The sequence below is a fragment of the Streptomyces sp. NPDC001770 genome, assembly GCF_053596135.1.
Genome location: NZ_JBSFFN010000002.1, coordinates 226,865 through 251,181 on the forward strand (window position 1 = coordinate 226,865; position 24,317 = coordinate 251,181).

Consider the following 24,317-nt stretch of genomic DNA (forward strand, 5'->3'; position numbering starts at 1 on the left):
AGGGGCGGGGGAGAGCGGCAGGGGGAGCGGATGCCTACACGTGCGGGTGAACGGATACGGCGGGGGAGCGGCGCCGCCGCGCTGCTCGGGGCGGGGGCGCTGGCCCTGGCCGGCTGCGCGGGGATCTTCGTACCGGCGGGGGAGGGCGAACCTCAGCCTCCGCCGACCGCCACCCGGGCGCCGGTCCCGTCCGGCGGGCCCGTCGCGGCGGAGACCCTGGACCCCGCCGCCGTCCCGTACGGCGACATCGCGCCGCCCTCCCCGACCCCGACGGCCGCCCCGGCCCCCACGCCGGCCGGCGACTGCCCCGCCTCCGGCGTCCGGGTGGACATGGGGCCGGTGGAAACGGCGATGTTCGCCCGCGCCGTCGTGCTGACCCTCGTCAACTGCGGCACCGAGCCCTACCGGGTCGACGGCTACCCCTCGGTCCGGGTCCTGGACGAGAACGGCGACCGGCTGCCGGTCCCGGTCAACCCGGGCCGCTCGATGTTCGGCGCCGACCTCGGCCCCGAACCGGTGGCGCTGAAGCCAGGCGGCACCATGAAGTCCGTCCTCGCCTGGGTCTCGACCAAGGAGGGCGGCGACCTCGTCGAGAGCGACTCCCTGGAGCTCGCGGCGGCTCCGGACACGGGATCGCGGAACGTTCCGCTGGTGGGCCACGACCTCCGGCTGATGGACGAGCTGAACATGACGGCCTGGCGGACGAAGCTGCCGAGCTGAGCGGGACCGCCTCCGCCGTCCGCCGCCCGACGAAGCGCCGCCCGCCGCCCCCTCGGACCTGCTCGTCAACAGGCTCCGGGGGTTCCCCCGTACGTGGAGCGGCTGGGCGAACCCTGCCGGTCGGCGGCACTAGGCTTGGACGGCCTGAACCGTGTACGCACCCGTGCACCCGAGCACGCGCCGAGGAGAACCCCCGATGTCCGCAGAGCGTCCCACCCTGCCGCCGGTGCGGCTTCCCGCCGAGGCCGAACTGGCCAGGGACGCCCTGGCCGCGCCGCTGCTCGTGCGGGCCGTGCGCCTCGCCCGCTGGGCCGGGCCCGGTACACGCGTCGGTGCCGGTGGCGAGCTCGTCGAGGCACAGCTCCCCGCAGCCGCCGAGCACCTCGGCCTGCCCGCCGACGAGGACGGGGCCGCCCTCGCCAGCGAGGCCTGGCGGCTTGCCGTGGACACCGGTCTGGTCGACGTCACCGACCCGTCCGACGACTCCGGCTCGTCCGACTCCTCGGCCGGCGGGGGCGACGGGGACGGCGGGGCGGCGGAGTCCGCCGAGGGCACCGCCACGCAGGGGGAGAGCCTCGCCCTGCTGACCGGCGGTTCGCCGGCCGACGTCCTCTCCGTATGGCTCGACGGCCTGGAGGCCGCCTTCGCCGACGCCACCGCCCCGGTCTTCGACGACTTCGCCGATCTGGTCGGGGAGGACGGCTCGGTCGACTTCGGTGCCCTGGACTGGGACCCGGAGGCCGAGGCCGAATTCCTCGAAGGCGTGCTCGGCAACCTCTACCTCCTCACGCTCTCCGAGGGCGGACCGGGCGACGGCCCCGTACCGCTGCCCGCCCTCGCCGCGTCCATGATCGTCCCGGACGACATGGGTGAGCCCACCGACGACATCCTGGAGCAGGTGTCGGAGGCGATGATGCGGCTGGACGACCAGTTCCGGGTACTGGAGCCGATCGGGATCGTGGAGTACCACCCCGTCGACGAGACGCTGATGTCCGAGGAGGGCGAAGCACCGTCCCAGTCCGTCGGCGACGAGGAGGACGTCAGCCGGTACGGCATGGTCAGGCTCACCCCGCTCGGGCTCTACGGCATCCGGTCCCGGATGCTGGAGGCGGGCGTGGACGCGCCCGCCATCGGCGACCTCGCGGACAAGGACGCCGCCGCCCTCCTGGACGGTGTCGCGTACTACCCGGAGGCGGCCGCACAGGCGGAGATCGGGCAGTGGATCGCCGGACGCGGGAACGGCGACGCCGTCGCGACCGCCGCCGACCTGCTCGCCGCCGCCCGGGGCGACGACGAGGGCGCCCCACTGCGCCGGCTCCACTGCCAGCAGGCGCTCGCCCTCACCGGCCCCGCCGCCGAGCCCGCCCTGCGCGCGGTGCTCGGAGACCCGGAGCTGGGCGGGCTCGCCCGGGTCTGGCTCGCCGAGCACGGCGCCGCAGACGTCCCGCCGCCGCCGGAGGCCATGGTCTTCTGGCTGGCCGTGGACACCCTCGCCGCGCAGCTGGACGCCGACGGCGAGGTGGCGGAGCTCCAGGGGCTCGTCGAGGGGCTCGTCAGCCGGGACGGCGACTTCTTCGACCAGATCTGGCGGGTCGACCACCCGGCGACCGCCGAGGTGCTCGACGCCATGGGCCGGCTGCACGGCGACAAGAAGACGGCGAAGGAAGCGCGCAAAGCCGCCTTCAAGGCCCGCTCCCGCACCGGTTCCTGACGGTACGTCGGCTGTCGCACGTGATGCGGCGGCAGCCGACTCCGGTGCGGTGCGCGGTAGTTGAGTCCACATGATCCGGGGCTTCCGTTGCACGGCAAGGGTGTGCCCACAAGTCGCCCGCAGTTCATGCGGAGTTGGCCTCGGGCCGCGAATGTGGGCGCGCCAGCGTCCCGGACACCGCACAGGAGCCCGTCATGTCGTTCACGCGCAGGGAATTCAACCGACAGTCCGCCGTAGCCGGCGCCGGAATCGCCCTCACCGGGGTGGTCGGCACCCTGGCCACCGCGCCCGGTGCCCTCGCCGCGGAGCACGACGGACACGGCCGCGGCGGGCACGACGACCACGACGACCACGACGACCGCGGCCACCACGGTCACACCAAGGCGCCCGGCTACGGCCCGCTGATCGCCGACCCCAAGGGCATCCTGGCGCTGCCCGCCGGCTTCTCGTACCGGATCGTCACGCACAGCGGTGTCACCAAGCTGGAGTCGGGCGAGACCACCCCCTCCAACCACGACGGCACCGCCGCCTTCGAGGGACCGCGCGGCGTCACCCTCCTGGTCAACAACCACGAGCTGAGCGGTACGCGCGCCGACTGGCCGCGCCCCGTCCCGCTCACCGAGGGCCTCGTCTACGACCCGGTCGCGGCGGGCGGCTGCACCGTCGTGGAGACCCGCCAGGGCGGCCACACCGCCGAGTGGGTCGGCATCGCCGGTACGTCCACCAACTGCGCGGGCGGCGCGACCCCGTGGGGCACCTGGCTGACCTGCGAGGAGACCGAGGACCGGGCGGGCAAGAACGGACTCCTCAAGGACCACGGCTACGTCTTCGAGGTCGACCCCTACGACAAGCGCGCCAACCGCGACCCGCGCCCCGTCAAGGCCTTCGGGCGGTTCGCCCACGAGGCCGTCGTCATCGACCCGCAGCGCGGCCACGCCTACCTCACCGAGGACGCGGCCACCCCGAACGGGCTGCTCTACCGCTGGGTCCCGCCGCACGGCTTCAAGCACGGCCGCGGCAAGCTCCGCACGCTCGCCGACGACGCCGGTGTCCTCCAGGCCACCAAGTGCTTCGACAAGAGCGGCGCGTTCGTCGACGACCTGTCCCGCGCCACGAAGATCGGCACCGTGTACGGCGTCGACTGGGTCGACGTCCCGGACCGCGATGCCAGGACGGTCTCCGTGCGCAAGCAGTTCACCGGCACGGAGGTCACCCGCGCCCGCAAGCTCGAAGGCATGTGGTGGGGCGACGGCGGCGTCTACATCGTCTCCTCGTTCGCCCGCTCGGAGAGCCCCGTCCAGCACGACGGCCAGGTCTGGTTCTACGACCCCAAGCGCCGCACCCTCACCCTCAAGGTGCTCCTCGGCGTCAACCCCGACCCGTCGAAGGACGGCGCCTTCGACGGTCCGGACAACATCACCGTCTCGCCGTACGGCGGCCTGGTCATCGCCGAGGACGGCGAGGGTGTCCAGCACCTCTTCGGGGCGACCGACAGCGGAGCCACCTACCCCATCGCGCGCAACGAGCTGAACGAGGGCACGGCCGAGAAGCCCGCGTACAGCGAGTTCACCGGGGTCACCTTCTCGCCCGACGGCAGGACCCTCTTCGCCAACATCCAGACCCCCGGCATCATGCTCGCCATCACGGGGCCCTGGAAGCGCCAGCCGAACAAGTAGCGGCACCGCCCCACCAGCGGGCCGGGCCGGCGCCTCACCCGCGGTCCGGCCCAGGCGGGGCCCGGCGTCACCCGAGTCGCGCCTCGCGCAGCAGCGCCCGCGCCCGCTCGGTCCTGCGGGCTCCCGCCGGGTACGGCAGGGTCCTGGCCAGGGCCTCGGCGCGGGCCAGTTCCCTGGCGCCCTCCCGCTCCTGGGCGAGCCGGGAGAGGGCGGTGCCGAGCGCTGTCCGGGCCTCCACCTCGGCGAGGCGCTCCCCGGTGCGCTCGGACCGGGTCACCTCGGCGCGGGCCAGGCGCGCCGCGCTCTCGGGGCGTCCCGACAGGAGTTCCGCCCAGGCCACCAGGACCGGGGCGTCGCCGGTGTGGCCGTCCAGGGCACGCAGCGCGTCGTCGGGACGGCGTGCGCGCAGGGCGGATTCGGCGCGGGCGGTGCGCACCTCGTACTCGGCCTGGCGGTCGCCGAGGGCGGTGGCGGCGGCTCCGGCGCGGTCCAGGAGGGCGGCGGCCTCCGCGGGGTCGCCCAGGAACGCCCGTACCCGGGCCATCGTGGCCAGGGCGTAGGGGAGGCACCAGGCCTCGTAGGCCTCCGCGCCCGCCACGGCCTGTTCGGCGAGCGCGCGGGCCGGTTCGGGTTCTTCGAGGAGCAGGCGGAGTTCGGCGAGGTTCCCGCGCTCGAACGCGGCGGCCGTCGGATCGCCGGACTGCTTGGCCAGCCCGAGCGCGCGGGCGCCGATCTCGACCGCCTCGCGCAGCCGGCCGGCCCGTCGCGCGTTCTCCCGCAGCGTCGACAGGACCGTACCGAGCAGCGTCGGGTCCCCGTACGCCTCGGCCGGCGCCAGGGCCCGGTCGCCCGCCTCGCGTGCCTGGTCGAGGTGGCCGGCGAGGCCGAGGTTGGCGGCCCGCAGGCCGAACGCGCGGGCCGACAGGCCCTGTCCGCGCGTTCCCGGCACGTTCCGGGCGGCGGCCAGGGCGTCCAGGGCGGCCTCGGCCCCGGCCATGTACCGGCCCTGGACGCAGCGGATGAGGGAGAGGGCGAGGTAGTGGCCGGCGGCCGGTTCCGGTGCGGTGTCCTCGTTCACCGGGTGGTCCCGCAGGGTCCGCAGGCCGGTGCCCGGGCCGCTCGTCTTGGCGAGCGTCTCGGCGAGCAGCGCCGCCGCGAGGACCGCGTCGTCGTGGTCGCCGCGCCGCTCGAACTCTGCCAGGGCGAGCCGTACCGCATCGGCGGCCTGCTCGAAGTGGCCCATCCTGCGCAGGACATGGGCGTGCGCGAGGCGGGCGCGGGCCGCGTCGACGTCGAGGCGGGCCACCAGGTCGCGGTAGTAGCGGTCGGCGGCGTCGTTGGCGTACAGGGCGGCGGCCCGTTCGGCGGCCCGGCGCAGGTACTCGGCGGCGCGCGGGTCGTCGGCGCGCGCGAAGTGGGAGGCGAGGGTGTCGACGGCGTCGGGCCGCCGCCGCTGGACCGCCTGCGCGAACGCGGCGTGCAACTGCCTGCGGCGGACCACGGCCAGCTGCTCGTAGCAGGTCAGCCGGACCAGCGGATGGCGGAAGGCGACCCCGGCCTCGGGCCGCCCGGCCACCACCACCTGCCGTTCCTCGACGAGCGAGGCGGCGATGGCACGTTCCAGGGCGTCGGCCGCCGCCGCGCCGGACACCTGCGGGTTGAGCCCGTGCTCGGCGACGTCGAGCAGTTCGGAGAGGGCCGCGTCACCGCCGGCCACCGAGAGCGCCTCGACCAGGCGGCGCGCGTCCGTGTCGAGCCGTTCGAGCCGGTCGGCCACCAGGTCCCGCACCCCCTCGGGGGCGTAGTCGCCCATGTCGCCGCGGGGCAGGTCGCGGGCGAGTTCGAGGGCGAAGAGCGGGTTGCCGAGGGAGAGTTCCCACACCCGGTGGGCCCCGCCGCCGTGCGGCGGCCCGCCGCCCGCGTCACGTACCACCGCCAGGCACGCCTCCTTGTCGAGGCGCTCCAACTCCTCGCGCACGGAGAGGCGCTGGCGCATCAGCGAGGCCACCACCGAGCGGCGCGCGTCGCCGTCGGGAAGCTCCTCCTCGCGGTAGGTCGCCAGGAAGCGCAGCGCCGTGCCCCGCTGCACGGCCCGCCGGGCCAGATGGCCGAGGAGCTGGTACGAACCGGAGTCGGCGCTGTGCAGGTCGTCGAGCACCACCAGCACCGGGCGGACCGCCGCCAGATCGCCGAGGAGCGCCGTGCTCGCCCGGAACAGCCGGTCCCGCTCCTCCTCCGGGCTGCGCTCGCCGGTCGTCCCCACCTGCCCGAGCGACGGCAGGAACGCCGCCAGTTCGGGGTACTCGGTGCCGACCCGGGCCCGCTCGGCCGCGCTGTGCTCGGCGAGCCAGCCGTCGAGCGCCTCCGCGAACGCCCCGTACGGCGTGTGCCCCCCGGCGTCCTGGCCGCTGCCCCAGAGCACGGCCGTACCGGCCGAGGCGGCCCGCCGCGCCACCTCGCCGACCAGGCGGGTCTTCCCCACCCCCGCCTCACCGGTGAGCAGGGTGAGGGGCGGCCCTTCCGCCGCGAGGAGACGGCGCAGCACCGCGTCGCGGCCCCGCAGCGGCGGTGCGGCCACCGCCCGCAGCGGGGCGGGGAGCAGGGGGGTGGCGGGCACGGGAGCGGGTGTGGCGGCCAGCGCGGCCCGGTGCAGACGCTCCGTCTCCGGGCCCGGTCGCACCCCGAGTTCGGTGTCGAGCGCCTCGCGGCACACGTGGTACTGGTGCACGGCCCGGCGCCGCAGCCCCTGGCGCAGCCAGGCGTCGATGAGGATGCGGTGGGCCAGCTCCTCGGCGGGGCTGCCCGCGAGGACCTGTTCGGCGACGGCCGCCGCATCGGCCGCCGCACCCCGCTCCAGGTGCTGCCCGGCGAGCCGGAGCAGCAGTTGCTCGCGGAGCAGGGTGAGCCGGCCGCGCCGGTCGTCCGCCCAGCGCGCGTACCGGTCCTCCGGCAGCAGTTCGCCGGTGAACCGGCCGATCGCGGCCATCAGTTCGTCGGGCCCGCCGTCGGCGAGGGCGGTGCGGGCCGAGGCCTCGGCCTCGTCGGCGTCGATCCACACGGTGACCGGGTCGAGGTGGAGCAGCGCCCCGTCGGAGACCAGGTACGAGGAGGTGGCGCGCGGGGCGAGTTCGGGTTCCAGGGCGCGGCGGGCGGCGTGCAGGGCGACCCGCAGGCTGCCGGCGGCGGCCTTCGGACCGGCGTCGGGCCAGCAGACGGCGATGGCCTCCTCGCGGTGGAGGCGGTGACCGGGGACGACGGCGAGCAGCTTCACCAGCGCGCGGGCGCCGGGGCGCGGCCACCGGTCGGCGAGCTCGGGGCCACCGTCGCGGGTGGCGTGGAATCCGCCGAGCAGGTGCAGGCGCAGCAACGGCGCGGCGGAAGTCGTGCTGTCCGGTCGTTGCGCGTTCATCAGGATGCACTGTAATCGAACACGCATGGGACCCCCCGGGCGAGGCCCGGGGGGTCCGTGTCACGTCAGGGCGTCAGCCCGCGGGTCAGGAGAGCTTGTACGTGGCGACCTGGTGGATGCCGTTGTCGTCGACCAGGTAGCGGCCGCCGAGGTCCTCGGCGAGCCGGTCGAGGCCGTAGTCGTCGCCCTGGAGCGAGACCACCTCGTCGGTGCCGTCGCCGTCGAGGTCGGCGGCGAGGAAGTTGCGGGCGCCGATCAGGCCGGCGTCGCCGAGAGTCGACTGGAAGGACCGGCCGCTCTCGAAGAAGTCCGCGTCCCCGGCATAGGCGGAGATGGAGCCCTCGCTGCCGGCGATCAGCAGCTTCCGGCCGCCGGGCCCGGTGGCGAACGCGCCGTTGTAGGTCTGGCCGATCACCGAGGCCAGGGCGTCCTCGGTGCCCTCACCGGAGTACCTCCGGAAGGACGAGGTGCCCGCCTCGTAGAGGCTGCCTTCGTCGGTGAAGAAGCCGCCGTGCGTCCACAGCCCGCCCATGGTCGCGGAGTGCACGACCGCGCCGGTGCGGCCGTCACGGATCTCCAGGTAGGTGTGCGGAGACGGGCTGTCGGTGGAGTTGGCGAACGGCTGCGCCTGGATCTCCCACGTGTAGGCGACCGCGTGGCCGTCCGCGTACGGGATCTCCGGGGAGGCGAAGGTGCCCTGGTAGGTGAGTGCGGCGTGGATGACCCCGTCGGTCGAGACGGCCGGGGCCTGCGGTGCGATGTTCCACTTCGTCCTGCCGGTCCTGGCGTTGAGCGCGAGCGCGGTCGCCGCCGGGTCGGCCAGGCCGAGCGAGTCGGCCTTGGAGTACGAGGTGTAGACCTTGCCGTCCTGGACCGACGGGTCGGAGAAGACCACGTCGCCGAGGTCCTCGGGCGCCGCGTACGACCAGATCCTGTGCCCGTCGCCGTAGTAGGCGTTCAGGGTGTTCGTCGGAACGACGATGTCCTGCTCGCCGTCGCCGTCGAGGTCGGCGAGCTCGACGGAGTGGACGAACTGGCCGCCGCTGTCGATGGTGGCCAGCGTCTTGCCGTTCTTCGCGTTCAGGACGACCACGGCGGAGTCGGCGGCGACGACGATCTCGTCCTTGCCGTCGCCGTTGACGTCACCCTTCCGCATGTCGTGCACCGCGCCGGGGACGGTGGCGCGCCACAGCTTCTCGGGCTTGCCGGAGAGGAGTGAGGGACCGGAGTAGGCCCACACGCCGTCCGACGAACCGGCCATCACGACGTCGGCCTTGCCGTCCTTGTTCACGTCGGCGGTCTGCGCGTAGGAGATGTCCGCCTGGAGCGGAGTGATGTTCTCCTGCTTGCCGTTGGTGAGCCGATACGTCCGGATGTTCTGGCTCTGGTCGATGACGCGGACGTGGGTGCCAGCGGCGTCGCTGAAGACGTCCTGGTACATCGGCGCGCCGCTGAGGCCCTTGTTCTGCCAGACGAGGGTGCCCTTGCCCGAGTACACGGTCGTCGCGGCGAAGCGCGCGCCGCCCGGGTTCTGCGACTCGAAGACCTTGCGGTCGTCCTCGCCCGCGGCGACGAGCTTGCCGTCGGCGACCTGGAGACGCCAGACGCTCGGCCCGTTGTCGGTGTTGTCGGCGTCGCGCTTGGTCGTCTGCGACCAGAGCAGCTTGCCGGGGGCGTCGCCGTTCACCACGCGCACCGTGTTGGCGTTCACCTGGAGGTAGTTGTCCAGGGAGGACTCGGCGACCACGTACTCGTCGCCCGCCTTGGCGGTGAGGTCACCGACCGTCAGGGCGGTGGGCAGCACGTTGACCCGGCTGTCCAGCGTCGAGCGGTTGCCGTTCTTCAGGTCGTAGGCGACGATCTCGTACTTCACCGCGTCGTTGACGTCGGCCTGCTCGACGGCGACGAGCCGCTTGCGGCCGGTGTCGACGCGCAGCTGGCGGCTGTAGAGCACGCTGTCGGTCTGCCAGGTGACCGAGCCGTCCGCCACGTTCAGGGCGAGGGTGTGGCCCCGCCCTTCGACGGTGCCGGACTTGGCGCGGTCCCAGGAGACGGCGACCTTGCCCTTGCCGAGGTCCTGGATGTCGCCCCAGGCGGAGTCCCCGGCCTCACCGGTGTCGTACGTCCACGTGGACGACGGGGTCAGCTTGCCGTCCGCCGACGAGAAGCGGATGCCGTGGAGCTTCGCCGTGTCGGCGGCCGGCGAGTTCATGTTCATCCGGGGCGAGTCGGCGACGAGCAGCGTCCCGTCGACGATCTTGACCATGGTGGCGTAGTCGTACAGCTTCGACCACACCGTCCTGCCGGTCCTGCCGTCGAGGATCGTCACGAACGTGCCGTTGGGCAGCGACGAGCCGGGCGAGGTGAACGGGCGGTAGGACGCGATGCCGACGCTCGCCGAGAAGACGATGTCGTCGACGCCGTCACCGGTCAGGTCGCCCGTCGAGTAGCCGGAGTCGGAGGACGGGGCGAACGGCGAGACAGCGTTGTAGCCCATCATGATCCGCACCGGGAACGGCTCGGTCTGCCACGGCCGCAGCGGCTTGACCTGCCAGTCCGCGTAGTACGAGGTGTTGGTGCGCTCCCACACGGACTCGCCGTCGGCGGTGTGCAGCTGCACGTTGCCCCGGCTGTGGACGGTGAGGTAGTTCCCGTTCTTTCCGACGGGCACGGTCGCGCCCATGCCCCGCACGCCCTCCAGGGAGGACTTTCCGGTGAAGGTGACCGGGGCGGCGGCGTCGGTGGCGGCGTCGGTGGACGCGCCGTCAGGCGACGAGCCGGAGCCGGAGGACGTCTCGTCCGTACCGGACGCCGGCGCGTCCTCGGCCTTGGGGCTGACCTGGTTCTCGGCCGCGTCACCGTACGGGTCGAGGGCGACGTCGGCGGTCAGCTGCTGCGCCTGGGCGGCTGTCAGCTTCAGGACGCCGTCACCGCCGTCGGCGGCCAGGGCCTGCGGGGCGACGCTCAGGCAGAGCCCGGCGGCGACCAGGGCGGAGGCGAGCTGGAGGCCCCGCCGCGAGTGGAGGTTTCTCATCACTTGGCTCCCTGCGTGAAGCGGATCGCCGAACCGGCGGTGATGACCGACTGGTTGTAGGCGTACTGGAGGGCGTCGGTACCGGCCTGGTTCTGGATGCCGACGGTGGCACCCGCACCCTGGTCCGCGACCGACTTGTACTGCAGGGTCACCGCGCCGGTGGCCTCGTCGAAGACGGCCTCGAAGGTGGCGCGCCCGGTGGTGCCGTTCGCGTAGGCCGCGTCGTTCCAGACGACGGCGAACCTACGGCTGCCGGTGGTGCCGGTGGTGGCGGTCTGGACGGACGACTTCTTGTCGAGCGTCAGGTCGTCCCAGAGCGGGGCGACGAAGCCGTTGGGGTTGTACTCGGTCGGCAGCGCGGTGTTCGCGTAGTCACCGACGCGCGGCGCCAGGAAGTTCAGCATGCCGTCGGTGGTGACGGAGGTCGTGGAGTACGAGACCCCGTACAGCTTCACCGGGAAGGGCAGCGAGATCGTCGTGGCGTCCTCGTCACCGGTCAGGGCGACCTTCTTCGAACCGGCGATCCATGAGTAGGCGGCCGGGGCGCAGCTGTTGCCGGCGGCGTCGGTGCGGGCCGGGACCTGGACGTCCTTGGTCAGGTCGGCGGCGACGGTGGTGGAGCCGGTGAAGACGCCGTTGCACAGGACCGGCGCGGTCGGCTTCACGGTCAGGGTGTAGGAGCCCTCGGCGACCTTCGGCAGGGTGTACTTGCCCTTGGCGTTGGTGACGACCGAGGGGACCGGGGAGCCGGTCAGCTCGACGGTCGCGCCGGGCAGCGCCTTGCCGGTGACGTCCAGGACGGTTCCGGTGACCTTGTGCGAGGGGACGGTGGACAGTGCGACATCCTGCGTCAGGGCCTGGTTCTCGGTGACCTCGACGCCGGTGACCTGGGCGGTCGCGTAGCCGTAGCCGCTGAGGGCGAAGTCGTAGCGGCCCGGGTTGAGCGACAGGCGGTAGGCGCCGTCGGTGCCGGTGGTGACCGTCCGGGTGCCGTAGGTGGCGTTGGTGGCCTTGACGACGATGCCGGAGAGGGCGGCGCCGGTGGCCTTGTCGGTGATCCTGCCGCTGACGGTGCCGGCGGTGTGCGGGGCCTTGTCGACGGAGGCGAGGATGTCGAGCTTGCCCTCGCCCCAGACGTTGTTCATGCCGGCGGTGCCACCGCAGTGGGTGTCGTCGACGTCACGTGCGCCCTGGTTGAGCAGGTCGCGCGTTCCCTGGATGTCGCCGATCAGCGAGGGGGCCGCCGACCACAGGAGGGCGACCGCGCCCGCGACGTGCGGGGTGGCCATCGAGGTGCCGTTCTCCGTGTTGTACGAAGAACCCGGCCACGTCGACTCGACGTTCACGCCCGGTGCCGAGATGTTCGGCTTCGCCGAACCGTCGACCAGCGACGGGCCGAAACCGGAGAAGGACGCGATCTCGCCGTTCGCGTCGTACGCGCCTACGCCGTAGGCGGGAGCCTGCGAACCGGGGGCGTGTGCGGTGGAGCAGGTGGTGCCGTCACCGTCGTTGCCGGCCGCGAACGCCTCGAAGATGCCCGCGGAGTTCCAGGCCTCGACGATGTCCTGGTAGAACGTCGTGTCGTCGCCGCCCCAGGAGTTGTTGACGATGTTCGGCGCCATGTCCGGGCGCGGGTTCTGCCCGTTGTGGTCGGTCGGCGCGAGGATCCACTGGCCGGCGGCGAGCAGGTACTCGTCCGAACACTGGCTCGACTCGCAGCCCTTGGCGGCGATCCACTTGGCGTTCGGCGCGATGCCGATGCCGTTCTTGCCGACCATGGTGCCCATCGTGTGGGTGCCGTGACCGTTGTTGTCGCACGGGGTGCCGTCGGCGGCGCAGGTCCCGGACGGGTCGTAGAAGTTGTAGTCGTGCGTGAAGGTGCCGTCGCCGTTGTTGCCCCGGTACTGGGCCACCAGGTCGGGGTGGTCGAACTGCACGCCCGAGTCGACGCTGGCGATGACGATGCCCTCGCCGCGGTCGTCGTACTGGTTCCACACGTCGTCGGCGTTGATGTCGGCCACGCCCCACTCGGGGGTGGTGTCACCGTTCGCGGAGGAGTCCGTGGCGCTCCTGGCCGACGAGCCCGCGGCCGAGGGGTTGGTGCGCGACGTGGTGATCTTCGCGTCGGAAGTCTCCATGTCGTCGAGCTGGTAGTGCCGCTCCTTGACGATGCTCGCGACGTCCGAGCGCTTCGCCAGCTGATTGATCAGGTCCTGGTCACCGGTCACCTTGACGGTGTTCGCGATCCAGTAACCTTCATGGCTCACCTTTTCCTTGTCGAGGAAAGAGTTGAGCGACTTCTGGCTGGACTCGGCGTGTGCGCGCAGCTCGCCGTAGGCGGCCTTGGCCCGCGCCGCGTGGGACTTCTGCTTCTTGGCGGAGGACAGGTCCGCCTGGTCCTTCAGCGTGACGAAGAAGGTCGCCTCGCCACCGCCGTCGACGGCGTCTCGCAGGGCGGAGTCGACCTTCGGGGACGGCGCCGCGTCGGCGGCCGCGGCCGGGGGGCCGATCAGCAGACCGGCGGCGGTGAGCGCGGCGGCCACCAGCGCGGCGGATCTGCGCCGGGACGATCGGGGCAGGTGCATCGGGGGTGCTCCTCCAGGGACGGTACGGGGGAGCCCGGACGTTAGGCAGACGCCGTTACTCGGGCATTACAGCCCGCAGTGGTGTCCGGTGGACGGGACCGATGCGCGGGACCGGGGGGCCGGGCCGGGCACGGGTGACGGCCCGCCGGGCCCGCCGGGCGGGCGCCGCCCGTCGGCGGCTCGTCCGCCGCTCGCCGCCCATGCGGCGGATCGGGCCCGGCGGGCGGCTCCGCCCCCCGCCGGACGCCCCCGAACCGCCACACCTTCGGGGGTCTTTCCGGACCGATGACCTGGGCGGCCGCGCCGTCCGAAGCGCGTCGTCGCGGCGACCGGCCCTGGTCGCGGGCGCATCACGAATGCGGCACTACTGGGCCGAGGGCGGGAACGGGCATAGCGCCCGGCGTCCGGGTGGCGCATACTCAAGGTAATGAAACAGTCAGCCGGATCCCGGCGTCACCTGCCTTCCAGTCCCTTCAACCGCCCGGCCCAGGCGGCCCCACCGGTCGAATGCTTCGACGTGGGCGACCGGGTGTCGCACGACCAGTTCGGCCTCGGGCGCATTCTCGCTGTCGAGGGCGACAACGACGCAGTCCTGATCGACTTCGCCGGGCGTCAGGGGAGGATCCTCAGCCCGTACTCCAAGCTGACCAAGCTCTGAGAGCGCCAGGGACGTGTCGGACGGACATGTCCACGGGCACGAGCGGCCGTCCGCCGGAGGACATCCGGAACCGGGGCACCTGCGAGACACCAGGTGCCCCGGAAGCCTTTCCGGGGCCGTTCCCGCGGGACGCCGGACCGCTCGGGGCCGTACGGCTAGAGAGCCGCGGCCGCGGGCTTCACCATGCCGCGTACGGTGCGTGACTTCACGTACTCGCCCATGGCGGTCATCTCCCACTCGCCGGTGAACTGCTTGATCAGCTTGGCCATCATCACCCCGGTCTGCGGCTCCGTGCTGCTCAGGTCGAAGCGGACCAGCTCCTCGCCGGTGGCCGCGTCGAGCAGCCGGCAGTACGCCTTCGCCACCTCGGTGAACTTCTGGCCGGTGAAGGAGTTCACCGTGAAGACGAGGCCGGTGGCCTCCGCGGGGATGCGGCCGAGGTCCACGACGATCACCTCGTCGTCCCCCGCCCCCTCACCGGTGAGGTTGTCGCCGGAGTGCTTGATCGCGCCGTTGAGGATGGACAGCTTGCCGAAGTAGCAGCTGTCCAGGTGCTTGCGGTCGGGGCCGTAGGCGATCACCGAGGCGTCCAGGTCGATGTCCTTGCCCCGGAACGCGGGCTCCCAGCCGAGGCCCATCTTGACCTGTGACAGCAGCGGACGGCCGCCCTTGACCAGCGAGACCGTCTGGTTCTTCCGGAGGCTGACCCGGCCCTTGTCGAGGTTGATCTTCCCGGAGGCCGCGGCAGCCGGCGGGGCGGCCGGGGGCGCGGGCGGCATCGGCGGAGCGATCCTCGGGTCCACGGGTGCGGCCTGCGGAAACGCCTGTGCGGCAGGGGCGGGAGCCGCCTGGGTGGCGGGGGCCGGGGGAGCGGGCTGGGCGGCGGGCTCCTCCACCGTCACGCCGAAGTCCGTGGCGATGCCCGCCAGGCCGTCGGCGTACCCCTGGCCGACCGCGCGGGCCTTCCAGGCGCCCTGGCGGCGGTAGATCTCGATGACCACGAGCGCCGTCTCGGTGCCCAGACGCGGCGGGGTGAACGTCGCGAGGGCGCTGCCGCTGTCGGCGTCGCGCACGGTGGCGGTGGGCTCGATGCCCTGGAAGGTCTGGCCCGCCGCGTCGGGGCTCGCGGTGACGACGATCTTCTCGATCCCGGGCGGCACCGCCGCGGTGTCGACCACGATCGAGTCCGGCGCCGTGCCGCCGCCGGAGCGGTAGGTCACTCCGGGGCCCGAGGGCTGGTTGTAGAAGATGAAGTCGTCGTCGGAGCGGACCTTGCCGTCGGCGGAGAGCAGCAGGCCCGAGACGTCGAGCCGCACCGGGGCGGCGACGTCCACCGCCACGCGGACGGCGGAGAGAGGGATGTTCGAGCCGGGGGTCATTGCGGTCATGACCGGGGTAACGAACGACCCCGCTTTGCCGTTCCCTTACCTTCCGTCCCTTCCGTGCCCTCCGGATCCTTACCTGTACGGGCGAGCGCGCCGGAGGAGGCCGCGCGCCCCCCCTCCGGCCGGACCCCGGGTGTTCTGCGCGGTCCGGAGGCTCAGTACGGCCAGATCGGCGGGTCGGTGACGAAGGGGCCGCCGACGTGCGTCTGGGCCGGGTCGGCCGGGTCCAGCTCACCGAATTCGGCGACCAGCTTCTCCGCGAACCGCTCCGAGTCGTCCTCCGGCTCGTACCCGAGCGCCCGGGCGGCCGACAGGTCCCACCACAGCCGGGTGTTGGCGGAGGAGCCGTAGACCACCGTGTGGGCGACGTCCGGGGCGGTGAGCGCGGCGTGGAAGAGGCGGGCGCCGTCCTCCGGGCTCATCCAGACCGAGAGCATCCGCACCGACGTCGGCTCGCGGAAGCAGGAGCCGATGCGGACCGAAACGGTCTCGACGCCGTGCTTGTCCTGGTAGAGCTGGGCCAGGTCCTCGCCGAAGGACTTGGAGAGGCCGTAGAAGGTGTCGGGGCGCCGGGGCGTGCCGACCGGGATGAGCGGCTCACCGGCGGCCGGGGCGGGGGTCCAGCCGATCGCGTGGTTGGAGGAGGCGAACACGATCCGGCGCACGCCCTCCTCGCGGGCCGCCTCGTACAGGTTGTACGTGCCCTCGATGTTGGCGCGCAGGATCTTGTCGAAGGAGGCTTCCAGCGAGATGCCGGCGAGGTGGATGATCGCGTCGACGCCGCGTACCGCCTCGCGCAGCGCCTCCCGGTCGGCCAGGTCGGCGACGATCGCGTCGGGCTCGCCCTCGATCGGCACGAGGTCGAAGAGGCGCAGCTCGTATCCGTAGGCCGGGAGCAGCTCGCGCATCAGCGTGCCGAGGCCGCCGGCGGCTCCGGTGAGCAGAATCGTGCGGGGAGCGGGCAAACCGGGCACTGGGCCTCCTCGGCGCGGCGGGGGCTGCACCGCGACGCGCCAGATCCATGGATGACATTCACATGCGTGGACAACGTAGGGACGGGTGACGGCGCGCGTCAAGAGGGGTGGGGCGCGTCGAACTCGCTTCGACCGTCGCGGTTTCCGCCTTGACCGCCCCCGGGAAACTGCCTTAGCGTGACGTCGTTCATGAATATGGACATCAATCAGAATTGTGTACGCCCGGAACTCGCTCAGGGAGCGCCCGTGACCTCAGCCCCCCTTGCCGCCCGGCTCACCGCAGTCGCCGGGCCGCTCTTCTTCCCCGTCACCGCGTACGGCCCGGACGGCGACGTGGACCTCGCCGCGTTCCGCCGTCACGTCCGGGCGGGCATCGACGCCGGCGCGGCGGCGGTCTTCGCCTGCTGCGGCACCGGTGAGTTCCACGCGCTGACACCCGCCGAGTTCGGGCGGGTCGTCGCCGCGGCGGTCGAGGAGACCGCCGGCCAGGTACCCGTCGTCGCCGGGGCCGGTTACGGCACCGCGCTGGCGGTGGAGTACGCCAAGCTCGCCGAGGCGGCCGGCGCGGACGGGCTCCTCGCCATGCCCCCGTACCTCGTCGTCGCCGACCAGCGGGGGCTGCTCGCGCACTACACCGCGCTCGCCGCGGCGACGAGCCTGGAGACGATCGTCTACCAGCGCGACAACGCCGTCTTCACCCCCGAGACCGTCGTCGCCCTGGCCCGCACGCCCGGCATCATCGGCCTCAAGGACGGGGTCGGCGACCTGGACCTGATGCAGCGCATCGTCAGCGCCGTCCGCACCGCGCTGCCGGGCGCCGACTTCCTCTACTTCAACGGGCTGCCCACCGCCGAACTCACCGGGCTCGCCTACCGGGGCATCGGGGTCACGCTCTACTCCTCCGCCGTCTTCGCCTTCGCCCCCGACATCGCGCTCGCCTTCTACCGCGCGCTCGCATCGGGCGACGACGCGTTGGCCGACGCCCTGCTCGACCGGTTCTACCGGCCGCTGGTCGAACTGCGCGCCAAGGGGCGCGGCTACGCCGTCTCCCTGGTCAAGGCCGCCGTACGGCTCCAGGGGCTCGACGTCGGCGAGGTGCGCACCCCGCTCACCGAACCGCCCGCCGCGCACGTCAAGGAGCTCGCCCAGATCATCGACGACGGCCGGGCCCTGCTGGCGGAGCGTGCCGTGGGGGGCGGGGCGTGAAGACCTCGGCCTTCCTCTACCCCTGGGACGTCGTCGGCGACCCGGACGCCGCCGCCCGCATCGCGGGACTGGGCGTCCAGCAGGTGACCCTCGCCTCCGCGTACCACTCCACCCGGGCGCTCACCCCGCGTCACCCCGCGACCCGGATCGTCACCGCCTCGTACGCCGCGGTGCTCTATCCGCCGGACGAGAAGCGGTGGGCGGGGCGGGAGCTGGCACCCAGGAGCCAGAAGTGGACTCCGGGCGAGGACCCTTGGGCGGCCGCGGCCGAGGCGCTCTCCGGCGCCGGTCTGGAGGTGCACAGCTGGGTCGTCCTCGCGCACAACTCCCGCCTCGGCGAGGAGTTCCCGCAGACCTCCGTGGTCAACGCCTACGGGGACCGCTATCCGTGGGCCCCGTGCATCGCCCGGCCCGAGGTCCGCGCCCACCTCGTCGACCTGGCAGCCGAGTCGGCCACCCGGCCCGGCGCGCGCGGCACCGAGCTGGAGTCGTGCGGCTGGTACGGCTTCGCGCACCTGCACGGCCACGACAAGGTCCAGGGGGTGGCGCTCGGCGAGGCGGCCCAGTACCTGATGTCGCTCTGCTTCTGCGCCGAGTGCGCCGCCGGGTACGCCCGGCACGGGCTCGACCCGGACGGACTGCGCGCCGCCGTGCGCCACGCGCTGGAACCGGTGTGGACGGGGGCCGAACCCGCGGCCGGCTGGGCCGGGGTGGAGGAGCTGCTCGGTGCCGGAACCGCGGCGGCCACCCTCGGATGGCGCCGCGAGGTCGCCCACGGCCTCCAGGAGGCCGCCGTCGGCGCCGTACGGGAGACCGCGGCCGGGGCTCCGGGTGAGGGGGGCTTCCAGGTCCTGCTGCACGCGGACCCGGCGTTCCACCGTACGGGCGCCAACGTCGGCGTCGACCCCGGGCACATCCTCTCCGTCGCCGACGGCGTGGTGCTGCCGTGCACCGGGGGCGACGCCGCCCGCGAGGCGGTCCTCGGGCCGTTCGCGGAGCACCGGGGTGTGCTCGCCGCCAACTTCGGCGTGGTCTCCGGCATGGGCGGCAGCCCCGCCACGCTGGAGCGCGACGCCGCCCACGCCGCGTCCCTGGGTGCCACCGAACTCCGGCTCTACCACGCCGGACTGGCCTCCGACGCCGACCTCGCGGCCGTCTCCGGCGCGCTGGGACGTATCGCCACCGGATGAGCCGGACGAGCCGGACGAGCACGACAGGCCGGACGAGCCGGACGGGATGACGCCCGCCGGGGCATGAGAGCCCGTACCGGATTCCGGTACGGGCCGCACCGGCTGCCCCGGCACGACGACCGGCGGGAGACCTGACCTCCCGCCGGTCGTCGGCATGCCTGTTTGGAGGGGGTGTGCCGATCGGAACGCCGAGAGACGGAAGAAGCCCGTACGCCCCTACCGCGGGCGGACGTTCGCGCCCTGCCCGACGTGCGCGGTGCCAGGCCCCCGGCGCCCGCCCCGACCTGCGCCGCAGCGTCCCGTGGATCACCTCCCGGTCAACGCCCCTGCCCGCCGGGCGGCATGGCTCTCGCGAAGTCGAGCGAACTTCTTCTGTCCGAAGCGTTGACGAAACATCTCGCCCGCTTTAGCTTCATCGCGTCGTACTTCGTACGTCATATATGAGACGCGATACGCGAGATGCGAGAGCCCTTCATGACTTTTGCGCCCACCCCGATCCCGTCCAGGACGCAGTTCGTGCTGGAGGCGATCAAGCACGCGATCCTGACGGGCCGGCTCCAGCCGGGGCAGGCACTCGTGGAGACCGAACTCGCGGGCCGGTTCGGGGTGTCGAAGACGCCGGTACGCGAGGCGCTGAAGACGCTCGCCGGCACCGGTCTGGTGGTCATGAGCCAGTACAAGGGCGCCACCGTCCGGTTCGTGGACGCCGAGATGGCGCGCGAGGTCTACGACGTACGGCTGCTGCTCGAGCCGGAGGCGCTGCGCCGCACGATCACCTGCGGAGCCTCCCTGGACGCGGCCCAAGAAGCCCTGGAACGCGCCGATTCCGCACCCGACAAGGCCGAACGCTCGCTGGCCAACCGGGACTTCCACCGCGCCCTGTACCTGCCGTGCGGCAACCCGCTGCTGGGCCGGATGCTCGACGAGGTCCGCGACCAGGCGGCGCTCGTCTCCACCGTGGCGTGGGCGAGCAACCCGTCCTGGGAGCGAGAGGCGGCCGAGCACCGGGAGATCCTGCGGCTCGCGCTCGGCGCGGACGCCGCGGGCGCGGCGGCCGCTCTCCACGAACACATCGCGTCGTTCGTGCGCCGCGCCTTCCCCGACGGCTCAGCCGGCATCGCCGCCGACGCCACCGAGGGCGGGCAGGCGTGAACCACATCGACGAAAGGCCAGTTGGCATGGACCTCATCCCGCTCAAGGCGGCCCTCGCCGACGTCGTGGCGATCCCCGTGACCCCGTTCGCGGAGGACGGGACGATCGACAAGGACACCCACCGGGCGCTGCTGCGGCGGCTCCTGGACGGCGGCGTCCGCATCGTCACGCCCAACGGCAACACCGGGGAGTTCTACGCGCTCACCCCGAAGGAGCGGCGGGCGGTCACCGAGCTGACCATCGACGAGGTGAGAGGCCGGGCCACCGTCCTGGTGGGGGTCGGGCACGACGTGCCCACCGCCGTGGCCGCCGCCGAGCACGCCCGGGATACGGGCGCCGAACTGGTCATGGTGCACCAGCCGGTCCACCCGTACGTCTCCCAGGACGGCTGGGTCGACTACCACCGCGCGATCGCCGAGGCCGTCCCGGAGCTCGGGGTCGTCCCGTACATCCGCAACCCGCTGCTCGCCGGTGAGAAGCTCACCGAACTCGCCGACCACTGCCCCAACGTGATCGGCGTCAAGTACGCCGTCCCGGACGCCGCCCGCTTCGGCGCCTTCGCCCGGGACGCGGGACTGGACCGGTTCGTGTGGATCGCCGGCCTCGCCGAGCTGTACGCCCCCTCGTACTTCGCCACCGGCGCCACCGGCTTCACCTCCGGCCTCGTCAACGTCGCCCCCGCCGTCTCGCTCGGCATGCTGGCGGCGCTGCGGGCCGGCGACTACGCCGCCGCGATGAAGATCTGGGAGCGCATCCGCCGCTTCGAGGAACTGCGCGCCGACCGGCAGTCCGCCAACAACGTCACCGTGGTCAAGGAGGCGCTCGCGGTTCTCGGCCTCTGCCGCCGCGACGTCCGCGCCCCCAGCCGGGTCCTGCCCGAGGCGCAGCGTGCCGAGGTCGCCGACCAGATCGCCGGGTGGTCGGTGTGAACACCCGCATCGCTCCCGAGGAGCTCCGCAGCCACCAGTGGTACGGCACCGACGGACTCCGTTCGTTCAGCCACAAGGCGCGTACCCGGCAGCTGGGCTACCTCCCCGAGGAGCACCTCGGCAAGCCGGTGATCGCGATCCTCAACACCTGGTCGGACATCAACCCGTGCCACGTCCACCTCCGCGACCGGGCGCAGGCCGTCAAGCGCGGGGTGTGGCAGGCGGGCGGCTTCCCACTCGAATTCCCCGTCTCCACCCTGTCGGAGACGTTCCAGAAGCCGACCCCGATGCTCTACCGCAACATGCTCGCGATGGAGACCGAGGAGCTGCTGCGGTCCTACCCGGTCGACGGGGCCGTGCTGATGGGCGGCTGCGACAAGTCGACGCCCGCGCTGCTGATGGGCGCCGCCTCCGTCGACCTGCCGACCGTCTTCGTACCGGCCGGACCGATGCTGCCGGGCCACTGGCGCAACGAAGTCCTCGGCTCCGGCACCGACATGTGGAAGTACTGGGACGACAAGCGGGCCGGCATCATCGGCGACTGCGAGATGGCCGAACTGGAGAACGGGCTCGCCCGGTCCCCGGGCCACTGCATGACGATGGGCACCGCCTCCACCCTGACGGCCGCCGCCGAGGCACTCGGCGTCACCGTCCCGGGCGCCTCCTCGATCCCCGCCGTCGACTCCGGTCACGACCGGATGGCCGCGCGGTCCGGTCTCCGTATCGTCGAACTGGTGTGGCAGCAGCGAACGTTGTCGCAGATCCTCACCCCGGAGGCGTACGAGGACGCCGTCGCCACCGTCCTCGCGCTCGGCGGCTCCACCAACGCCGTCATCCACCTCATCGCGATGGCGGGCCGCTCCGGCATCAAGCTCTCCCTCGACGACTTCGACCGCATCGCCCGCACCGTGCCGGTGCTCGCCAACCTCCGCCCCGGCGGCAAGTACCTCATGGAGGACTTCCACTTCGCGGGCGGGCTCCCCGGCTTCCTCTCCCGGCTCACCGACGTCCTCCACCTGGACCGGCCCACCGTCACCCACGACACCCTGCGCGAACAACTCGACGGGGCCCTCGTGCACGACGACGACGTCATCCGGGACCGCGAGAAGCCGCTCGCCGGTGAAGGCGGCGTCGCGGTGCTCCGCGGCAACCTCTGCCCGGACGGCGCGGTCATCAAGCACATCGCGGCCGAGCAGCACCTGCTCCGCCACACCGGTCCCGCCGTCGTCTTCGACGACTACCGGGAGATGCAGCGCACCATCAACGACCCGGCCCTGGCCATCACCCCGGACCACGTGCTGGTGCTCCGCAACGCCGGCCCCAAGGGCGGCCCCGGGATGCCCGAGTACGGCATGCTGCCGATCCCGGACTACCTGCTGAAGCAGGGGGTGCGCGACATGGTGCGGATCTCCGACGCCCGGATGAGCGGCACGAGTTACGGGGCGTGCGTGCTGCACATCGCGCCCGAGTCGTTCGTCGGCGGCCCGCTCGCCCTCGTCCGCACCGGCGACCTCATCACCCTGGACGTGACGGCCCGCCGCCTCAGTCTCGACATCGACGACGAGGAACTGGAGCGCCGCCGCGCCGCCTGGACCCCGCCGCCCGCCCGGTACGGCCGCGGCTACGGCGCGCTGTACCAGGACCAGATCACGCAGGCCGACACCGGCTGCGACTTCGCCTTCCTGGCCCGCGAGGGCGACGTACCCGACCCGTACGCCGGCTGACACCGGCGCCGCAGCATTCCGGCGCACCCCCTCCTTCCGAGAAGCCCTCCGGGGCCTCGCACGGCAAGGAGAAAGCGCTTGCAGCAGGACCGCACCACGACCGGAAACACGAGAGAACGGAGAGGTGTCATGGCACAAGCTGCCGCCGTGGCCAAACCGCCCAAGGTGCCCAGGCGCCGTTCGGCGAACCCCCGCAAGCTGCCCTATCTGCTGATCGCGCCCGCCGGTCTGCTGATGGTGGGGTTCATCGCCTATCCGGTCATCAGCGTCTTCTACTACAGCCTGCAGAACTACAACGTCACCAAGCCCTGGCGGAACGGCTTCGCCGGCCTGGACAACTACACCAAGATCTTCACCGACGACGACCAGTTCTGGACCACCCTCGGCTTCAGCGCCCAGTGGGTCGTCACCCAGGTCAGCCTGCAGCTCGTGCTGGGCCTCGCCCTGGCGCTGATCGTCAACCAGTCCTTCATCGGCCGCGGCATCTCCCGCGCGATGGTCTTCTCGCCCTGGGCCGTCTCCGGCGTGCTGACCAGCACCATCTGGATCCTGCTCTACAACTCCTCCACAGGGTTCAGCCGTTACCTCGCGGACGCCGGGATCGGCGACTACGGCACCTCGGTCCTCTCCGACACCGGGACCGTCTTCTGGGCCGCCACCGTCTCCGAACTCTGGCGCGGTGTCCCCTTCTTCGCCATCCTCATCCTCGCCGACCTCCAGTCCGTCTCCAAGGAGCTCTACGAGGCGGCCTCGGTGGACGGCGCCGGACGGTTCCGGCAGTTCTTCCACATCACGCTGCCGCACCTGCGGGACGCGATCGTCCTCTCCACACTGCTCCGCGCGGTCTGGGAGTTCAACAACGTGGACCTGCTGTACACCCTCACCGGCGGCGGGCCCGCGGGCGTCACCACCACGCTCCCGCTCTACGTCGCCAACACCGGCATCGACGGACACGACTTCGGCTACGCGTCCGCGCTGACCACCGTCGCCTTCGTCATCCTGCTCTTCTGCTCGATCGTCTATCTGCGCCTGAGCAAGTTCGGAGGCGACCACAAATGACTGCCGCACTCGCCGAGAAGACCGGCACCACCCCGCCTCCGGTCGCCGAGGTGCCGCCCCCGGCCGGCAACCGCCGCCGCGGACGCGAGCGTTCGTACGACGACGTCCCGCGCTGGCAGATCTACGTGCCCCTCGGTATCTATCTGCTCTTCACGCTCATCCCGTTCTACTGGATGCTCCTCTTCGCCGTCCGCCCCGCGGGCTCCACCTCACTGGTGCCCTGGCCGATGACCGGCGAGCACTTCGAGAAGGTCTGGACGGAACGCAGCTTCGCCGTCTTCTTCCAGAACAGCATGATCGTCGGCATCGCCACCCTGATCGCCACCACCCTGGTCGCCCTGGCCGGCGGATACGCCCTGGCCCGCTTCGACTTCAAGATCAAGGGCGCCTTCATGCTGGCGCTGCTCTGCTCGCAGTTCATCCCGGGCGCCCTGATGCTCGTACCGCTCTTCGAGATCTTCAAGAACCTCCAGATGATCAACTCGCTCGGCAGCGTGGTCATCGCGGAGACCGTCTTCCAGCTGCCCCTGTCGATCATCCTCATCAGCGGGTTCATCAAGAACGTGCCCGTCACGCTGGAGGAGGCCGCCTGGGTGGACGGATGCTCGCGCTTCCGCGCCTTCTGCGCCGTCGTCCTCCCGCTGCTGCGGCCCGGGCTGATCGCCGTCGGCTCCTTCGCCTTCGTGCACAGCTGGAACCACTTCCTGTTCGCCCTGATGTTCCTCAGCGAGCAGGACAAGCAGACGATCCCGGTCGGCCTGAACACCCTCATCGGCGCGGACAGCGTCGACCTGGGCGCGCTGGCCGCGGGCGGAGTCATCGCCGCGGTCCCCGTGGTGATCGTCTTCGCCTTCATCCAGAAGTGGCTGATCACCGGCTTCAGCGCCGGTGCGGTGAAGGGCTGA

General features: G+C 72.4%; 16 protein-coding genes. 11 read left to right on the forward strand and 5 right to left on the reverse strand.

Going from position 1 to position 24,317, the window contains the following annotated elements; translation table 11 throughout:
- Positions 1–30 precede the first annotated feature (30 nt).
- The 3 genes from ACWCSV_RS03335 to ACWCSV_RS03345 all read left to right on the forward strand — a co-directional run bounded on the left by ACWCSV_RS03335 (position 31) and on the right by ACWCSV_RS03345 (position 4,107).
- Positions 31–720, forward strand: coding sequence for a DUF4232 domain-containing protein (locus ACWCSV_RS03335; RefSeq protein ID WP_451138133.1), 690 nt, complete (start codon positions 31–33; stop codon positions 718–720).
- A gap of 196 nt (positions 721–916) precedes the next feature.
- Positions 917–2,431, forward strand: a complete 1,515-nt coding sequence (locus tag ACWCSV_RS03340; RefSeq protein WP_451138134.1) for a hypothetical protein — start codon at positions 917–919, stop codon at positions 2,429–2,431.
- A 194-nt stretch (positions 2,432–2,625) separates the two neighbouring features.
- A complete protein-coding gene (locus ACWCSV_RS03345) occupies positions 2,626–4,107 on the forward strand; it encodes an alkaline phosphatase PhoX (protein WP_451138135.1) in 1,482 nt (493 codons plus the stop codon).
- Positions 4,108–4,174: 67 nt separating this feature from the next.
- Here the strand turns inward: ACWCSV_RS03345 and ACWCSV_RS03350 are convergent, their stop codons facing one another.
- From ACWCSV_RS03350 to ACWCSV_RS03360, 3 genes are all read right to left on the reverse strand, one after another.
- Positions 4,175–7,516, reverse strand: a complete 3,342-nt coding sequence (locus ACWCSV_RS03350) for an ATP-binding protein (RefSeq protein WP_451138136.1) — start codon at positions 7,514–7,516, stop codon at positions 4,175–4,177.
- 85 nt (positions 7,517–7,601) lie between these two features.
- Positions 7,602–10,550 (reverse strand): FG-GAP repeat domain-containing protein, encoded by a 2,949-nt coding sequence (locus ACWCSV_RS03355; protein ID WP_451138137.1) that lies wholly within the window; start codon positions 10,548–10,550, stop codon positions 7,602–7,604.
- Positions 10,550–13,135 (reverse strand): S8 family serine peptidase, encoded by a 2,586-nt coding sequence (locus tag ACWCSV_RS03360; protein WP_451138138.1) that lies wholly within the window; start codon positions 13,133–13,135, stop codon positions 10,550–10,552. The genes ACWCSV_RS03355 and ACWCSV_RS03360 overlap by 1 nt, the downstream gene beginning before the upstream one ends.
- A 427-nt stretch (positions 13,136–13,562) precedes the next feature.
- Between ACWCSV_RS03360 and ACWCSV_RS03365 the strand changes: the two genes are divergently transcribed.
- Complete coding sequence (locus tag ACWCSV_RS03365) at positions 13,563–13,793, forward strand: hypothetical protein (protein WP_327175093.1); 231 nt, start codon at positions 13,563–13,565, stop codon at positions 13,791–13,793.
- Positions 13,794–13,948: 155 nt separating this feature from the next.
- Here the strand turns inward: ACWCSV_RS03365 and ACWCSV_RS03370 are convergent, their stop codons facing one another.
- The gene (locus ACWCSV_RS03370; protein WP_451138139.1) at positions 13,949–15,181 is read right to left on the reverse strand and encodes a TerD family protein; all 1,233 of its coding nucleotides are present in this window, start codon (positions 15,179–15,181) and stop codon (positions 13,949–13,951) included.
- A 152-nt stretch (positions 15,182–15,333) separates the two neighbouring features.
- Positions 15,334–16,143: an NAD-dependent epimerase/dehydratase family protein gene (locus ACWCSV_RS03375; RefSeq protein ID WP_451138248.1), complete on the reverse strand. Its 810-nt coding sequence runs from the start codon at positions 16,141–16,143 to the stop codon at positions 15,334–15,336.
- Between the two features lie 255 nt (positions 16,144–16,398).
- On the opposite strand from ACWCSV_RS03375, the gene ACWCSV_RS03380 reads away from it, so the two are divergent.
- From ACWCSV_RS03380 to ACWCSV_RS03410, 7 genes are all read left to right on the forward strand, one after another.
- On the forward strand, positions 16,399–17,358 hold the full coding sequence (locus tag ACWCSV_RS03380; RefSeq protein ID WP_451138140.1) for a 5-dehydro-4-deoxyglucarate dehydratase: 960 nt from the start codon (positions 16,399–16,401) through the stop codon (positions 17,356–17,358).
- A complete protein-coding gene (locus ACWCSV_RS03385) occupies positions 17,355–18,548 on the forward strand; it encodes a hypothetical protein (RefSeq protein WP_451138141.1) in 1,194 nt (397 codons plus the stop codon). Before ACWCSV_RS03380 ends, ACWCSV_RS03385 begins: the two co-directional genes overlap by 4 nt.
- Before the next feature lie 474 nt (positions 18,549–19,022).
- A complete protein-coding gene (locus ACWCSV_RS03390; protein ID WP_451138142.1) occupies positions 19,023–19,700 on the forward strand; it encodes a GntR family transcriptional regulator in 678 nt (225 codons plus the stop codon).
- Positions 19,701–19,726: 26 nt separating this feature from the next.
- On the forward strand, positions 19,727–20,629 hold the full coding sequence (locus ACWCSV_RS03395) for a dihydrodipicolinate synthase family protein (RefSeq protein WP_451138143.1): 903 nt from the start codon (positions 19,727–19,729) through the stop codon (positions 20,627–20,629).
- Positions 20,626–22,353 carry an L-arabinonate dehydratase gene (gene araD, locus ACWCSV_RS03400; protein ID WP_451138144.1) on the forward strand — a complete coding sequence of 576 codons (1,728 nt, stop codon included), beginning with the start codon at positions 20,626–20,628 and terminating at the stop codon, positions 22,351–22,353. Before ACWCSV_RS03395 ends, araD begins: the two co-directional genes overlap by 4 nt.
- A 129-nt stretch (positions 22,354–22,482) precedes the next feature.
- Complete coding sequence (locus ACWCSV_RS03405; RefSeq protein WP_450770809.1) at positions 22,483–23,412, forward strand: carbohydrate ABC transporter permease; 930 nt, start codon at positions 22,483–22,485, stop codon at positions 23,410–23,412.
- Entirely contained in the window at positions 23,409–24,317 is a 909-nt protein-coding gene (locus tag ACWCSV_RS03410; protein ID WP_451138145.1) for a carbohydrate ABC transporter permease, read from the forward strand. The genes ACWCSV_RS03405 and ACWCSV_RS03410 overlap by 4 nt, the downstream gene beginning before the upstream one ends.